The organism is Paenibacillus sp. CF384 (assembly GCF_900106745.1).
GTDB lineage: Bacteria > Bacillota > Bacilli > Paenibacillales > Paenibacillaceae > Paenibacillus_Z.
Genome location: NZ_FNNV01000005.1, coordinates 164,563 through 180,354, shown reverse-complemented (window position 1 = coordinate 180,354; position 15,792 = coordinate 164,563). Strand labels below are relative to the sequence as shown.

Annotated in this window: 17 protein-coding genes and 1 pseudogene; 15 read left to right on the top strand and 3 right to left on the bottom strand. The window is 48.3% G+C overall.

Annotation, left to right across the window (positions count from 1 at the left end):
• Nucleotides 1-9: 9 nt before the first annotated feature.
• Nucleotides 10-207 carry a hypothetical protein gene (locus tag BLW29_RS11280; protein ID WP_090979441.1) on the bottom strand — a complete coding sequence of 66 codons (198 nt, stop codon included), beginning with the start codon at nucleotides 205-207 and terminating at the stop codon, nucleotides 10-12.
• A gap of 84 nt (nucleotides 208-291) precedes the next feature.
• Between BLW29_RS11280 and BLW29_RS11275 the strand changes: the two genes are divergently transcribed.
• From BLW29_RS11275 to glpX, 12 genes and pseudogenes are all read left to right on the top strand, one after another.
• Nucleotides 292-669, top strand: coding sequence for a DUF2513 domain-containing protein (locus tag BLW29_RS11275; RefSeq protein WP_090979439.1), 378 nt, complete (start codon nucleotides 292-294; stop codon nucleotides 667-669).
• 41 nt (nucleotides 670-710) lie between these two features.
• Complete coding sequence (locus BLW29_RS32100) at nucleotides 711-950, top strand: LexA family protein (RefSeq protein WP_090979437.1); 240 nt, start codon at nucleotides 711-713, stop codon at nucleotides 948-950.
• Nucleotides 951-1,103: 153 nt separating this feature from the next.
• On the top strand, nucleotides 1,104-1,649 hold the full coding sequence (locus tag BLW29_RS11265; RefSeq protein WP_090979435.1) for a RuvC family protein: 546 nt from the start codon (nucleotides 1,104-1,106) through the stop codon (nucleotides 1,647-1,649).
• Nucleotides 1,646-2,338, top strand: a complete 693-nt coding sequence (locus BLW29_RS11260) for a hypothetical protein (RefSeq protein ID WP_090979433.1) — start codon at nucleotides 1,646-1,648, stop codon at nucleotides 2,336-2,338. Before BLW29_RS11265 ends, BLW29_RS11260 begins: the two co-directional genes overlap by 4 nt.
• Before the next feature lie 190 nt (nucleotides 2,339-2,528).
• Nucleotides 2,529-2,933 (top strand): nucleoside triphosphate pyrophosphohydrolase family protein, encoded by a 405-nt coding sequence (locus tag BLW29_RS11255; RefSeq protein ID WP_256208533.1) that lies wholly within the window; start codon nucleotides 2,529-2,531, stop codon nucleotides 2,931-2,933.
• A gap of 304 nt (nucleotides 2,934-3,237) precedes the next feature.
• On the top strand, nucleotides 3,238-3,705 hold the full coding sequence (locus BLW29_RS11250; protein WP_090979430.1) for a hypothetical protein: 468 nt from the start codon (nucleotides 3,238-3,240) through the stop codon (nucleotides 3,703-3,705).
• Between the two features lie 147 nt (nucleotides 3,706-3,852).
• Nucleotides 3,853-4,506: a sigma factor-like helix-turn-helix DNA-binding protein gene (locus tag BLW29_RS11245; RefSeq protein ID WP_177186586.1), complete on the top strand. Its 654-nt coding sequence runs from the start codon at nucleotides 3,853-3,855 to the stop codon at nucleotides 4,504-4,506.
• A gap of 242 nt (nucleotides 4,507-4,748) precedes the next feature.
• The gene (locus BLW29_RS11240; RefSeq protein WP_177186585.1) at nucleotides 4,749-6,341 is read left to right on the top strand and encodes a recombinase family protein; all 1,593 of its coding nucleotides are present in this window, start codon (nucleotides 4,749-4,751) and stop codon (nucleotides 6,339-6,341) included.
• Between the two features lie 504 nt (nucleotides 6,342-6,845).
• Nucleotides 6,846-6,935 (top strand): annotated as a pseudogene (locus BLW29_RS11230) (LuxR C-terminal-related transcriptional regulator); the annotation flags it as partial.
• Between the two features lie 194 nt (nucleotides 6,936-7,129).
• Nucleotides 7,130-7,798 carry a CBS domain-containing protein gene (locus BLW29_RS11225; RefSeq protein WP_090979422.1) on the top strand — a complete coding sequence of 223 codons (669 nt, stop codon included), beginning with the start codon at nucleotides 7,130-7,132 and terminating at the stop codon, nucleotides 7,796-7,798.
• A gap of 11 nt (nucleotides 7,799-7,809) precedes the next feature.
• Nucleotides 7,810-8,628 carry a pyruvate, water dikinase regulatory protein gene (locus tag BLW29_RS11220; RefSeq protein ID WP_090979420.1) on the top strand — a complete coding sequence of 273 codons (819 nt, stop codon included), beginning with the start codon at nucleotides 7,810-7,812 and terminating at the stop codon, nucleotides 8,626-8,628.
• Between the two features lie 18 nt (nucleotides 8,629-8,646).
• Nucleotides 8,647-9,615, top strand: a complete 969-nt coding sequence (glpX, locus tag BLW29_RS11215; protein ID WP_090979418.1) for a class II fructose-bisphosphatase — start codon at nucleotides 8,647-8,649, stop codon at nucleotides 9,613-9,615.
• Nucleotides 9,616-9,704: 89 nt separating this feature from the next.
• Here the strand turns inward: glpX and BLW29_RS11210 are convergent, their stop codons facing one another.
• Nucleotides 9,705-10,310 carry a TetR/AcrR family transcriptional regulator gene (locus BLW29_RS11210; protein WP_090979416.1) on the bottom strand — a complete coding sequence of 202 codons (606 nt, stop codon included), beginning with the start codon at nucleotides 10,308-10,310 and terminating at the stop codon, nucleotides 9,705-9,707.
• Between the two features lie 229 nt (nucleotides 10,311-10,539).
• Here BLW29_RS11210 and BLW29_RS11205 point away from each other — a divergent pair, with 229 nt between their 5' ends.
• Nucleotides 10,540-12,012 (top strand): DHA2 family efflux MFS transporter permease subunit, encoded by a 1,473-nt coding sequence (locus BLW29_RS11205; RefSeq protein ID WP_090979414.1) that lies wholly within the window; start codon nucleotides 10,540-10,542, stop codon nucleotides 12,010-12,012.
• A gap of 85 nt (nucleotides 12,013-12,097) precedes the next feature.
• Here BLW29_RS11205 and glsA read toward each other — a convergent pair whose 3' ends face one another.
• Nucleotides 12,098-13,033, bottom strand: coding sequence for a glutaminase A (gene glsA / locus BLW29_RS11200; RefSeq protein ID WP_090979412.1), 936 nt, complete (start codon nucleotides 13,031-13,033; stop codon nucleotides 12,098-12,100).
• A gap of 161 nt (nucleotides 13,034-13,194) precedes the next feature.
• Here glsA and BLW29_RS11195 point away from each other — a divergent pair, with 161 nt between their 5' ends.
• Complete coding sequence (locus BLW29_RS11195; protein WP_090979410.1) at nucleotides 13,195-13,869, top strand: tetratricopeptide repeat protein; 675 nt, start codon at nucleotides 13,195-13,197, stop codon at nucleotides 13,867-13,869.
• Between the two features lie 168 nt (nucleotides 13,870-14,037).
• Complete coding sequence (locus tag BLW29_RS11190; RefSeq protein ID WP_090979408.1) at nucleotides 14,038-15,786, top strand: sensor histidine kinase; 1,749 nt, start codon at nucleotides 14,038-14,040, stop codon at nucleotides 15,784-15,786.
• The last annotated feature ends 6 nt before the right edge of the window (nucleotides 15,787-15,792 follow it).

Here is a 15,792-nt window from a genome sequence, read left to right as displayed (position 1 = left end):
AAAAGCGGCTTACCGGATATAGAACCGGCAGGCCGCTTTTGTGTAGTACATATCATTTACCCTCACGGAATGTTCGTTAAGCTCCTGGATCGGTCCGCCGTAATCGGCGATCTCGCCTTCCAAGTATTTAACCACAATTGGCAGTTGAGCAAGTTTTACTCGTTTCAATTCGGATTCCAGGTAGAGCTCCTGACCGATGCTAAACATGATGATCGCCTCCTAAAAAGACAATATTCGGTGCGTGGAGAGGAAACTCCTTCCTCTCGTCGAATTTCCAACTTGAGGTGATTGATGTTGAAAAGGGATATGGACTTACTCAGAAAAATTCTCTTGGAAGTAGAAGAGCATGCGGTTGGCGGTAACAACTGGGTTCCATTAAGGTTTGAAGGTTTTTCTGAAATTGAAGTTACTTATCATGTTAAGCTTTTGAGAGAAGCTGGATTTATACAGGCTTCATCTGTACCTGATGAGACTAGGTTTATTAGGCCGACTCGAATGTTGTGGAATGGACATGAATTTCTTGATTCAATCCGAAATGACAGCGTGTGGGCTGATATGAAAAATAAGATAGGCAAGGATTTATCCACGTTACCTATTACGGTAATTGGGGCGGTAGCCCTTGAGGCTGCAAAAGCATTTGCTCTTGGAAAATTAGGACTGAATAAATGAGCACTCCTTCGGGGGTGCTTTTTTATTGCCATAAATAAATTATGGAAGAAAATAAATATCCACCGACAGTGCGCGAAATTTCCAAAGGAATCAACTTAAACAGCGCGTCAACAATCCTTCGCTATCTGGATCAACTTGAAGCTGCTGCACTCATCAAACGTGTACCTGGAGCACCGCGAGCAATAGTGATTAAAAGCGATCATTCCTTGGAGGATGAACTCCAGCGGCTACGTGAACAAAACGAACAACTGCTTGCGAGATTGGAGGGCGCCAATGCCTGACACATTTTACTGGATCATGTTATTTAGTGATGCTGACCAAGTCAGACGAGTAATGTCTGATAGAGCATCAATCGCTAAAACATTTACATTGGAAGACGCTATCCGCGAATATGATGGTGGACGGCCGTTCCACGGAAAGGAAGGTGCAGCACAATGACTCGATTTGTAGGACTTGATCCATCAACGCGGTGCGGTTTCGTCGCACTAGATACTGCAGGAGGAGTGCTTCAAAAGAAGGAACTGCAGGGTATCGGCAAGACGGACCCGAAGCGTATGTCCACACAGATTGACGAAATCATAGATCATATATATCCAGATGATGTAATCGTCATTGAGGGGTTTGGCTTCGCTTCTCAGCAGGCTATACAACTCGGCGGCATTGGTTGGGGCCTCCGGATGGCACTCTTCCGCCGCGGAATGAGCTACATCGAAGCCTCGCCTTCCCAGCTCAAGAAGTTCGCCAGCGGTAAGGGTAACACGAAGAAGGATGAACTTGGTGTCCACATCTTCAAACGCTGGGGATTCGAGAGCAGCAGCAATAACGTTCTGGACGCTTTCGTCTTGGCACACATTGCGCTCGGTCTGAACTCTTATAACGCGGAGCTCATGTCAACAGCATTCACTTCGTTCCAACGTGAAGTGCTCGAAGCGATCGAGAGTCCGCCGGAGAAAAAGGCAAAGGGGAAAAGATCACTATGAGTCGTATTTTATTCAACCGCACACCACTACGTTATGGCGGAGCCATTGAGCAACCAACAATCGATGTACTGAAGAATACGCCGCAGCTTTGGAACGCTTCGCTAGATGATGCACTGAAATATGGCGGCGAGCTTACGAAAGCAGCAATTGGAGCGATGGATCTAAGGTTCGATCGGAAGCACATCGTCGTAGATACTAAGGTCCACATGCTCATGCCAGGAATGTGTCCGGCTATTCCGAATTGGCATACTGATGGCGTGCCGCGTGGTAAGGAGCTCCGGCCAGAAGTGAAAGACGTCCCGAATATACATGCCCAAGAAGAAATGACAACGTCACGATTTCATCTGATTGTGACTGGTGCAGGCTGCCTAACCGAGTTTGTCGCTCAACCACAGCTTATTGAATTGCCTGATGGTCCACATCCAGATTTGAATAAGCTCATCAATCAGGCTACAGAACGCATGAGACATTGTGAAGAAAACATCCCACTTAAGACTGTGACCGCTCCAAGCTGCCAGGCTGTTGAATTCGATTGGTGGACCATCCACCGCGGTGTCTATGCAACGAAACACGAGTGGCGCTATCTGATTAGAGTTGCTGAAACGGACCACATGGAGCCGCAGACAGACCTCCGTCAGATTCTTCGGACACAAGTTCAAGTATATGTACCCGAAAGTTTTGCTTGGTAAATACCGCGCCTTCGCTCGGTAAAGGGTTTCGTGCTGTCATTAAACCGAACGTATGATCTTGTTTTGAGGAGGGAACGACCATGAATTGGCCGGAGGCAGTTTTTAATTCCGTTGGAATCTTTAGCTTAGCACTCGTAGCAATTCGATTTATCTCCTTGACAATACGGAAGATTATGAGGAGGGAATGAACGTGGAAAAATCTATTAATCAATTAATCGAGGAAGCACACCAGAACGCAGTAAACAAAGGCTGGTGGCAAGAGGATCGGAGTTTCGGTGAAATCATAGCATTGATTCACTCGGAGGCTTCCGAGGCGTTGGAAGATCACCGGAATGGACACAGATGTACAAAAGTATGGTACGAATTTAAGCACCCCTCTTTAGGATTGTTGACTCATGAAAGCAGTAACGTCATGAATTGGGATGGAGAAGATCATCTCGGTAAGCCTTGTGGGATTCCATCAGAACTGGCTGACATCGTGATTCGAGTATTCGATGCATGCGGCCGATATGGAATTGATCTAGAGAAAGCGATCACTGAGAAGATGGCCTACAATGCGACGCGGCCGATCCGGCACGGCGGGAAGAAGCTCTAGGCTTGGCAAACTACCGAAAACGCAGCGGGAACGTGGAGTCATTTCCTCGACCAATTCAGAAGGAAGTATATGTTTGTGTCTGCTATGGATGTGATCAATATTTCTGGGTTGAACGCGGACCACTCGTGAGGCAGATCCGTTGCCCAGTATGTAATTCGACTAAATCAGAAGCAGAATGCTTAGGGATGGCGACTGCGGAAATCACGATGAAATAGATTTAACCCCCGGTCGTCTCCGGCGTCTGGCAGCAAAGTGCTGCTATAAAACCGAACATATGTTTGATAATCGAGAGGAGCAATTTTAAATGAAAACTATATTAGGCGTAAATTTCACGAAATTCAACACAAACAAAAAGGACGAGACGGTTCTTGAATTCCAAGTAAGAGGCGACCTATCCGACGAACAGATTCTTGCTCTTCACAAGCTTAAGGCAGCCGGCCAAGTAACGCTGGGGGTCGGTTCATCTCAAATGGACATTGACGATATTCGTTCTGCCGTTCAACACGAAGGAATCCGCGGCACCATCGATAAGGATGGATCGGTCAACGTGGATGATGGCGGCCGGCAATTGACCTTGGAAGAAGCTGCTGCTGCCGAAGAACACGAGGATGTTTCGTTGCCTGGTCTGGAGGAAGATAGCGAATCAGAGGCAGAGGCTTCCGAAGAGCAGCCTGCGGATGACGAAGCTGAAACTGATGATGGTGAGCATGAAGATTCAGCGGAAGATGAGCATGGCGATGATGAAGATCCGCTCGGCGATCTGGAGGAATAGCATGCGCTGGAATGGCTGGAAGACAGGTGCTGTGTTAGTCAGTTGTGCTATGTGGTATGGAATCATTGATTTCATCAGGCAATTGTTTTAAATTACGGCCCCGGTTCGCCGGGGCATCTCCTACAACAACTAAAGGGGCGTGAGAGCGTGAGAGATGTGAGTGATGAACCGGACAAATATTTCATAAAGGATGATCACGGATTTGTTGTGGATCTCCAAGATTTGAAGAAATGGTATCGTCATACTCTTCGCTATCATCAAAAGCGCCGGCGTGAGCTTGAGGAGATAATTGAGGAAGAGACTGGGATGACGATGGAGCAGCTCGGTGAGAAAAAGAATCGAAATGCTTATAGACTGTGGAAAGCGAGTAACCAAGGTGCTTTCGTTGATCTTCAAGATACAAAAGAAATCATATCCGACTTAAATCACGTAATTGAATGGCTGCATAACGGAAGGCAACCAGGCGGAAGTAAGCGCGGGATCGAGCGGCGATCGGCGTACCAGCGTCAAAAATATAAAGATCCGCTTATCATGCAAGCATATTCAAACCAATACAATTCTCGCAGCAGCTCCACTTTAACCGAATGGCAGCTGTTTCAGATCGAAGAGGCACTGCGTCGTCTAAGTGATCGGGAACGTGAATGCTATGAGTTAGCACACGGTCAAGGATTTTCACATTCATACATCGCCAATATGCTTTGTATCCAGAAATCTTCTGTCAGCGAGTATGTAGAGCGAGCACAGAAGAAAGTCAGTGAGGATCTCGGAGGGAATTTGTTTTTGATGGAATACGAGGAATAAGTACGAGAGCATGGAAAAAGTCCATGCTCTCGCTCATAAAATACCACAGGGTGATGCTGATATGGAAAAAAAAACGAAGAAAAAATCATTCACCATACGCATTGTCCGTGTGGGTGATCGTCCTCACGAAGTAGTTCGCGAGCTCGTCAGAGACAGGATACAATCGGTACTTGCAAATAACGGTGTTGTATCGGATAATCTTGATGATGTTCTGTGCAAATACATCTCGGAGGAAATGTGTAATGAGCAAAAAAGGTGAAGATCGTTTATATGTCCGAGTTTCGACTTTGAAGGACTCACAGAAAGATAGTCCAGAACACCAACAGGCTTTTATTCGTGAGCATGCTGCGAGAATGGGAATATATTTTAGCGATAATGCTGCCTATGAAGATAGAGATTCTGCTTCTAGTATTGTCGCTCGTGATGATGTTCAAAGGATGATTGCAGATGCCAAGAGGGGAGAAATCAGTTCGCTCTGGTTTACTTCCCTTTCACGTTTCAGTCGTGATGCATTAGATGCAATTTCGTTGAAACGGATCTTAGTTAATGCATTGAAGATAAGGGTAGTATCAATTGAGGATGCATATGACTCTGGTGTGAAAGATGATGAGCTGCTTTTTGGTATCAAATCCGTGGTTAATCAAAACACAAGCGGGGACATCAGTGTATCTTCCCGTAGGGGAATACGACAATCCGCCATTGAAGGAAACTTTACAGGAAGCATCCCTCCATTTGGGTACAAGAAAGTTGTCGTACCGACTCCTATGGGGAAAAAGTCTGTAAGGAAAACACTTGAAGTGATACCCGAGCAGGCTGAAGTTGTAAAGCTCATTTTCGATCTATACGTTAATAAAGGTTTAGGCGAAAAGTCAATAGTTAACTATCTCAATGGTGATGGTGGAAGTCGTGAGCCGGTACCTTCGTATAAAGGTGGTCTATGGGGTCTCTCTTCGGTACAGAGAGTTCTAACAAATGAGAACTACACTGGGTTTACTGTGTTTGGGAGGCATACAGTAGAGGTCGCCTATAATGATTTGAACGATCTAATGGATCGCGGAAAGAAGCTCGTACAAAAACCCAAGGAAGAATGGGAACGGACTCAGTTTCAAACCCATGAAGTAATTATCTCGAAAGAACTATATGACCAAGCCCAGGAGCTTAGATTGATCAGGGGCGGCGGCGTCCGCGGCGGCCGTCGAGCATTTGTAAATGTGTTCGCAAAGATGGCATATTGTGCTGAGTGCGGGGCTGCCATGGTGACCATGTCCACTTTAAAGCGAAATAAACAATATCGTTACCTAATGTGTTCCCGCCGGCGCCGTATCGGTGAAGTAGGTTGCAGCAATGGAAGATGGATTGAGTACTTCGATCTTAAGGATGATCTGATTGAGGAAATTTTGAAGATAATTCGTAAAATCGTAAAAGATTTCAATCGACATGGTATTAAATCCGTTGAAGCTAAGCTGCCTAAAAGTGGCTACGATAAGGATATTTCTAAGCATGAGAAGAAAATCGCAGACAATCGCAAACTACTCTTCGAGATCCGCAGGCAACACATGCTTGGTGAAATAGATACGGAGCAGTATAATTTTGAGAAGGAACAGTACGAGAAAGAAATCGAAGAAGTAACTCGGAAGCTCCAGTTACTTGAGGCAAGTCAGAAACAAGTGTTAAATGTTGAGAAAAACGTAAAAGAGATGCAGCTTGCGCTCAAGGAACTGACAAGCCTAAAGTCATATGATGACGTAGATAAAACGCGTGCGCTGCTCTTAAAAGTCGTCCGGAGAATTGAAATTGATAAGAATGGCGAAACCATTGTTCAGACCATTATTTAATCCAATACCTCCCTCAAGCGGGATTCTTGTCGTCCTAAACGCTTGAGGGAGGTTTTTTGTCTATTCAACATAATAAGCATCATGATGCGGTGATAATTTCGTATAAGTCCCATCTTTGTAGTTGATCTGTAGCGTCTGACTTTTGGGACTCACCTCAACCTGGTCAACACGATCGACGATGAAATCCAAAGAAACCTGCGGCTTCACGATCTTTTTTCCACTACCGATGATGAGTCCTTGTTTTATAAGCTCTATTTCGTAATGATTGTAAATTAACTCAACAAGCAATACCTCATCAACCTTCCACCGCGTGCAGGTCCTATAATTATGATACGTGCTGCAGTAATACCGTTTCTTCCCTCGCTCGGTGATCGCTTGATAATTCCCTTTACAGTCGAGGCACTTAATTTTCTTTGAACAGGTACATATAATTCACCTCTTTCCCCTTGATTTTACTGTGTTTTCAAGGGGAACGGAACCATTATGATTTTATGTGCTTGAAAACACATCTCCAACGTCATGCAGAAGTTGAACGTAAAAGGTCGTTCACAAGCGGTTGTCGAGCTTATAAAGCTTGGGGAATTAAAGATTTGACGATAATCACCGCATACCTTGCTCAGCCTTCTGGCAATGCTTCCGAATTTATTCGGAAACGTTTGCGAGAAGGTTTTTTGACGTTTATGGGGGTTATAAAGTTAGGTGCGTATCATCAAAACAAGCAAATATAGCCAAATATATATTGTGTACTAATAATCCAATGTGATACATTAATTATCAAATAAGGACGCATGAATGAGGTGGTTGGCATCACGTTAACGGCAAGGCAAGTCGAAATATTGAAGCTCGTTAAGCTGCATGCGCCGATCACGGGCGATCAGCTGGCGGAGATGCTGGGGACGGGTAAGCCGACGCTCCGCGCGGATTTATCACTGCTCGTTATGCTTCGACTCTTGGAGGCGAAGCCGAGAGTTGGTTATTTTCCGGGGACGGCAGCTCTGGGGAGAGAGCAAGTGCTTAAGCGGTGGGAAGACGCGTGCGTGAAGGATGTGCAAGGGCTGCCGATCAGTGTGGCGGAAACCGCATCCGTGCATGACGCTGTCATTACGTTATTCATGGGCAATGCCGAGGTGCTCACCGTTGTGGATGAGAACCGGCATTTTGTAGGCGTCGTGACACCGAAAGACTTGCTGAAGATCACACTAAGCAGCAGCAATGCCGCCGCGATTCCGGTAAGTATGGCAATGTCGCGTCTGCCGGCTATCGCTGCCGTGCAAGCCGATCAACCTTTGATGGACGCGGTGAAGAAGATGCTCGTGCAGGAGCTTGACGGTTTACCGGTCGTTGCAAGCGTTGCAACCGAAGAACAGTTCGCGAATCGACACGAGGTTGTAGGCTGGATCAGCAAAACGAATATCCTCCGCTGGATGATGGAGCTGGAAGCGGACAGGCAGGGCTAAGGAGGCAGGACGTGGGGAGCTCAGGGAAACGTGTGCAGCCGATCTATATTTGCTCGGATGCGGTTGGGGAAACGGCGGAAGCGGTCGTGAAGGCGGCGATGCGTCAGTTCGCTTTTGAAGATGTGAAATTGATTCGGTGCGGCCACATCAGGTCGGAGGACGAAATCGTACACATTGTCGGAGATGCAGCCGGCGCAGGCGGATTCATCGCTTATACGCTGGTGCAGCCGGAGCTCCGCGAAACGATGAGAGAGGAAGCGCTGCTTAAAGGCGTGCGAGCCATTGATGTATTGGGACCGATGATGCAAGCTTTCATTGATACGTTTAATGATTCACCGAAACGACAACCCGGTCTGCTCCATACGCTCGATGATGATTATTACCGTCGTATTGAAGCGATTGAGTTCGCCGTGAAATATGACGACGGCAAGGATACGAAAGGACTGCTGCTCGCAGAAGTTGTCATCATCGGCGTATCCCGCACATCGAAAACACCGCTAAGCATCTATCTCGCCCATAAAGGCATTCGAGTCGCGAACTTGCCGCTCGTACCGGAAGTGAAAGTTCCGCAGGAGCTCTATCAAGGCAAACGCCTCGTCGTAGGGTTAACGATGCAGCCGAAGAAGCTTTCAGGAATACGAACCGAACGGCTTAAAGCGATGGGCCTTCCTTTCTCTGCGAAATACGCATCCTCAGAGCGCATAGACGCTGAGCTGGCCTACGCACATTCCGTTATGAAATCGTTAAACTGTCCGGTCATCGATGTTACGGAGAAAGCGATTGAAGAAACGGCGGGCATCATTATTGGTTGGCTTCAGCAAGCAAACTGAGGAGGGGGCAGGTGCACGATGGAAAGGGAATTGGCACTTGAAATTGTACGGGTAACGGAGCTGGCAGCCCTTGCTGCTGCTCCTTGGATGGGCAGAGGAGACAAGCATCGCGCCGATGAAGCGGCGACGAATGCCATGAGGGGTATGCTGGACTCGGTCTCCATACGAGGGACGGTTGTGATCGGGGAAGGCGAGATGGATGAGGCACCAATGCTCTATATTGGGGAAGTAGTCGGGAGCCTCCAAGGTCCAGAGGTGGATGTGGCGGTTGATCCGCTGGAAGGGACGGAGCTTGTAGCGCGAGGGCTCAATAACGCGATGGCTGTCATTGCAGTGGCACCGAAAGGACGGCTGCTGCATGCACCGGATATGTATATGGAGAAGCTAGCGGTCGGGCCGGCGCTTGCCGGGAAGCTGAGGCTGGAGGATCCAATCCGCACAACGGTAGAGAAAGCGGCGCTTGCCCTTCACAAGCAAGTGTCGGATCTGACCGTCATGATCCTTGATCGTGAACGACACGCGGAGCTGATCCGCTCGCTTCGGGAAGTCGGGGTACGCATCAAGTTTCTGTCAGATGGCGACGTTGCGGGGGCGATCGCCCCGGCTTTTCCGGAAGCCGGCATCGACCTCTATGTTGGCTCGGGAGGCGCACCGGAAGGCGTGCTTGCTGCAGCCGCACTCAAATGCCTCGGCGGCGAGATTCAAGGCCGGCTGATGCCCCTCAATGAGGAGCAGGAACAGCGCTGCAGAGCGATGGGGCTCTCAGATCCGCGCAAGCTGCTGCGGATGGAAGATATGATCGGCAATGACGATGTGATCTTCGCGGCTACAGGCGTCACGCCGGGTGAGTTTCTCGGCGGTGTCTCCATGCTGCCGGATCAACGAGCCGAAACCCATTCCATCGTGATGCGAGTGAAGACGCGTACCATTCGCTACATCAAATCCCAGCATTATTTGCCGAATAAACCGATCTTAGGCCAACTTTAGTTCTAACCCATCAACCAAATAAAGGACGCTGCCGCGCAACCCCTTACTAACAAGGGAATTGCTCGGCAGCGTCCTTTTTTGCACATACATTATCGCCCGAGAAAAAGGCTACTGTAATAAGAAATGTACTTCGCCTTCATCTGTTCCGTTGTCTGCCCTCGATCTTCAGTGAAGTAGAGGAACGCGATCGGACTCATGGAAATCGTAATATGGAAGGCTGCGAATTCGGTATCCACATGCGGTGCCAAGCCGGCAGCGACAGCTTCATCCAGCAATTTCTTCAGAACGCCTGTCACAAATTGAAAAGGCGGAGAGCTAATCATCTTATCCCGATCATCCGAACACCAAGTATCTGGCTGAATCGCATTAAACCATTGCATTTCGGTTGCGATAAAATCAATCCAGCGCGACAAGAACGTTTCCATTCGCTCGCGTACCGGCAATTGCGCCTCCAGCGCAAGATAAGCGGAAATATTGGATGCGAATCGCTCGAAGCGATCCGTAAGAAGTTCCATGCAGAGCTCCGCTTTGGAAGAATATCGTCTGTACAGTGTGCCTTGGCCGACGCCTGCGCACTTGGCGATCTGATGCATGCTGACGCTTTCTACACCATGTTCATGAAACAGCTGGGAGGCTGTGTCGAGTATGAGCTCTCGGTGTCTGGCGGCGTCCTTTCGTTCGCTCCGTTGCTGCATATGCCATGAACCTCCTGAAATTGAAAAAAGTTCACATTGTCTTTCGTTGACAATGCGCGTAGCGTTAGGTAAGCTGTATTTAAAGCGGACAATTGTCCATTTATAAAAAACCGAGATGTTCCGAACTAGGTTCCGATGCCTTCATTGTACTCCTCCGCATAGGAAGGGTCAATGGAAGTACGGGGGATCTGGAGGAGCATAGGACGGGTAAAGGGAGCTGGAGAGTACGATGTCTGCACAAACAACATCTGCTGCAAGGAGCGAAGAGCCGTTTTCCATTCAGAAAATATTAGGCCCGCTTGCAGCCATTATTATCGGGATTTTCATGGTCGTGCTGGACGGAACTGCCGTTAACGTGGCACTTCCGGGTTTGCTTCAAGAGTTTAACACCACGTATCAGGTTGTATCCTGGACAGTTACAGGGTACGCACTTGCACAAGCAGCGGTCATCCCGCTAGCCGGATGGTTGTCTGACCGTTATGGCGCGAAGCAAGTATTTCTCGTCTCCGTGTTTCTGTTTACGGTAGGATCGCTGCTTTGCGCATTGGCAACATCCGTTGAAACCTTGATTATTTTCCGTATTGTTCAAGGTATCGGCGGCGGTATGGTGCTTCCGGTTGCGATGGCTTTCATCTATCGTCTTAGCCCACCGGAGAAAGTCGGCGCTGTAATGGGCATGATGGGGATTCCGATCCTTCTTGCTCCGGCGCTTGGACCTGTACTTGCAGGTTACCTGGTTGACTATGTCAGCTGGAAATGGCTGTTCCTGATCAACATTCCAATCGGTGCATTCGGCGTTATCCTTGGTATTCGCTCCTTGCCGCGCATCGAGCGTCAAGCTGTAGCCGCTCTGGATAAGCTCGGTTTCCTCTTGGCTCCAATCGCTTTCGCCGGTCTTTCCTACGGTGTTAGTGAGGGCGCAGTAAGCTGGACGGCATCGAAGACGATTATCGGTATCATTGTTGGAGCAGTAGCCCTTATTCTGTTCGTTATCGTTGAACTCAGACGTAAAGATCCATTGCTTGAACTTCGTGTCTTCCGTTCGATGGATTTCACGAAAGGCATCGTGGTGCAGTGGATTTCCCAAATCGCATTGTTCGGCACGATGTTCCTAGTTCCGTTGTTCTTGCAGCAAGCGCAGCATTACAGCGCGTTTGATACTGGACTTATCATGCTTCCGCAAGCCATCGCCGCAGGTCTGTTCATGCCAATCGGCGGGATGCTTTACGATAAGATCGGCGCAAGACCGCTAGTATTCGCAGGGATGCTGCTCGTAACTGTAGCGGCATACATCTTCTCTCATGTTGATGCAGAATCCGGCAAAATGATGATTATGGGGCCGCTGGCGTTGCTCGGAGCAGGCATGGGGATGTCGATGATGCCGCTGAATACGCATCTGATGCAATCCGCACCGCGTGATCTCGTCAGCCGCGTAACGTCCCTTACGAATGCTGCGCAGCAAATCATGACTTCATTTGCAGTAGCGGGATTGGCAACCATTCTTGCTAAACGTATGGTGTTCTACGGACCGACAGCGAAGAGCGAGCTTGAAGCTTATTCACTCTCCTTCGGCGATACGTTCCTGATCTTGACGTTCATCGCGATCTTCGGCGCCGTACTTGGTTTAATGCTTCGCAAACCGGCACCGATTGCCGGCGAAGAAGGCGGCAAACAACCGGAAATGATGATGCACGTAGGTTAATTGAAGGTTATTGGCATGATATAAGAAAGAGGCTGAACCCGTGGAAACCAATCCACAAGTTCAGCCTCTTTTCTCATTGCTATACTTAGAAAATCCGCCAATCCAGCGCAGTTGACATCGTCTCCAGCAAATGTACACCTGCCGTGCTGTTTCCTTTCGCGCCGAGTGCCGGCCCTATGACGCCAATGCCGTACTGGCCGGGAACCAAGGCGAGGATGCCTCCGGATACGCCGCTCTTCGCCGGAATGCCGACTTTAATCGCGAATTCGCCGGATGCGTTGTACATGCCGCACATGATCATGAACGTTTTGGCGATTTGGACATAACGTTTCGGCACGAGCTGCCGACCGACCAGCGGGTCGAAGCCGTCGAATGCCAGCAGCAGCGCCATTCGAGCAAGCTGATTGCAGCTGACTTCGATGGAGCAATGCCGGAAATAGACATGCAGCACATCTTCGACGTCAATTTCATCGCCTAACACTTCGTTATCCTTGAGGAAATAAGCGAGCGAACGATTCCGATGAGCCGTTGCAGATTCAGAACGGAATACATCTTCGTTGACGCTGAGCGCAGCACCGCCTGCCGCTTCCCCGAAGAAGGCCAGTATGCGCTGCGTCTTCGCTGCAGGCGTATCGCCATGAATCAACGAACTGATCGCGATTGCACCGGCGTTGATCAGCGGATTAAACGGCTTGCCCGGCTCTACGAGCTCCAGCTTAAGCATCGAATTGAAGTCGTCGCCGGTCGGTTCCATGCCGACTTTGGCAAACACGCCTTCCTCCCCGTTATCCATAAGAGCCAGAAGCAAGGTGAACACCTTCGATATACTCTGCATCGTAAAAGGGAAATCAGTCTCTCCAGCGCTAATTGTCTCCCCGCTCGCACCCATAATCGTAACACCGAGCGCATCTGCAGGCGCTTTGGCGAGCTCCGGAATATAGGAGGCCACTTGTCCTGCGCTTGCATGCAGCCGGCTTGCATGTACCCATATCGGTAAGGTTTCCCGCAATTGTTCCATCATTATTGTCGCCTCATCCTCGCAGCTAGTCTTTTCTACTTCATAGTGTACGGCTCACCGGAGTTCCTCGGCAAGAGGAAAAAGATTTCCCACTATCTGAGAGCCAGGCCAATCGTGTACAATGATGACAGCAATTAACCTTATCATAGGTAGCAGGAGGCAATATGGTTAAAATCCTACTTTTCGGCTTATTATGGTGGCTGACGGGCAGTCCGTTTCTTGCTGTTCTTGTCCTTCTGGCCCTGCTCTATGTACTGGACCGCAGATTTATCGGACTCACGCCGAGTTTCGTGAAACCGCTGCGCAGATTCGGTACCATCAGAAGACTGCGTCAGCAAATCCTCATGAATCCAAACGATATTCCGGCCAAACACGAGCTCGCGCGACTGCTGATTGAACGCAAGCGATATAAAGAAGCGAAGGAATGGCTCATGCCGCTGCAAGATGCACTGGAGCATTCCGCGGAGTTCTGGGATGATCTGGGTGCGAGTCTCAGTCAACTGGGCGAAACGGATGCTGCAGAAGCGGCAATCGGCAACGCGCTTTCGATCAATCCGAGAGTCAAATATGGAACTCCCTATTTGCGATTAGCTGCTATTTACGCCAAAACAAATCCAGAGAAGGCAATCGGACATTTGCAATCTTTCCGCGCTATACATTCTTCTTCCATCGAAGCGTATTATAAGCTGGCACTGCTGTATGCTCAGCTGGGGAGAGCAGAAGATGCGAAACAGACGCTTGTGGAATGCGGAACACTGTACCGCGCTTTGCCTCGTTACAAGAAACGGCAAGAGCGCAAATGGGCTCTTCTGGCCTTTTTTAAGAGACTTTCTTCCTAGTAAAAAGCGGTTCCGGCATGTGTCATTAGGTGCTGAGCCGCTTTTTTCGTCAAAAAACTCCAAAAGTAGTGTATTATACCCATTACTGTTCAATTCTTTCATTGTCACTCTCTATGAAATCAGACATAATTGAGAGAAATATCGAATTTGATCGGAGAGTCTGTCGAAATGCGGCGTAATGCGTGGCTTCTTGCCATCTTGTTGATCGCGCTATTACTTGGCGTCAATAATACAATCTATTATTTTACAACCAAAGATTCACTGGAAGACAGCCTTGAGCATGAAATGGAATCGGTTGCAAAACAGATTGAAATCTCTATTGAGCTATCTCGGAACGGCGCAGAGAAATATCAAGAGCAAATTGGCCGTGAGCTTCGTGCAGTCTCGATCGCAACTCAGTTCGCCTTAAGCCCGGATGTCGAAAAAGTATCCAACTCGCAACTGGTGGAGCTTTCCAAGAAGCTTGACATGGTGGGCATTACGCTGCTCAAACGGACTAAAGACAATATCATCCTTTATAAATCGTCCAGTCCCAAACAAATTGGATATAAGACGAATACATGGAAACCTTGGTATCAGGCGTTTAACCAATTGTATGACGAACACAAGGTTACGATTGACTGGGGCCAGCGCTTGACGAATTTCTGGACAGGCCCATTCGAGTTTGCAACGACAGACACGAGCTCCATTCAAAAATGGGGTTACTATTATGACGGCACGACCAATTATATGATTGATCCTTACATTAGCTACGACAGCAGGCAGCATGATTACGACGAGGCAACCGGGGTCGACAAGCTGATCTCGCAGACGCTGAAGGAGAATCAATCGCTCAGTGAAATTACGATCATTAATCCGACTACTTTTGGAAACGGCGAGAAAACAACCATTACGGATAATGGCGATGTTCTAACGCATATGACCCAAAATCCAATCATTAATGGAACCTATAAGTATGCAGACCCTGATGATCTGGCTAACGTGAAACTGGCCAACGAGAAGAACACGAAGGTGTATCAGAATGATGTCATCAACGGTAAACATGTTATTAAGCTGTTTATACCGGTCGATATCACAAATAAAGTAGCCAGCATGCTCGATGAGAAAGGCGAACCGCTTAATCGTTATGTCATCTCGGTCGTATCGGATTACGCGATCATTCAACAGACGCTGGACAAACAATTTGTTAATATTGCGATTATTATCGGCGTAGTAACGGTGATCAGCTTGATCTTGGTTTACCTGTTCGTGACTGCTTATCGCAAGTCGCAGGATAAATTGATTCGGAAAGCGCAAGAAACCTACTTGGATGAAATTAACGGGCTGTTTCAATCGATTCGCTCGCAGCGCCATGATTTCGCTAACCATGTACAGACCATTCATGCGTTGGCTGAGCTTGGCAAGACAGAAGAATTAAAGTCGTACACGGCAGAATTAACCGGCGAGATTCGAGAATTGAACGATATTATCGACATCGGCAATCCTGCCATTGCTGCGCTTATTCGTGCGAAAGGCTTGCAGGCTGAGGTGCTCAAAGTGGAATTCAAGGCGGATTTCAATGACATCAATAAGCTTGAGCTTGGGATGAAGTCATTGGATATGACGAGGCTGCTTGGCAATCTGATCGATAATGCGTTTGATGAGGTGCTTAAATACGCAGAAGGTCAACGTTCGGTCAATATCGAGGCTTGCCAGAAGACCGGGTATTACGAATTTGCCGTAAGCAATACTTGCTTGTGCGCAGCGGAGCTTGTGAATAAACCGATCTTTCAGGCGGGTTACACGTCGAAGAAGGGCAGTCATTCCGGACTTGGCTTGCATATTGTGAAGTCCATCGTGGAGAAGTATAAAGGTGGCATTAACCTAGCCATTAATGAACCCAATACCGTTACGTTTATCGTGAAAGTGCCTTATTAAGCTGGA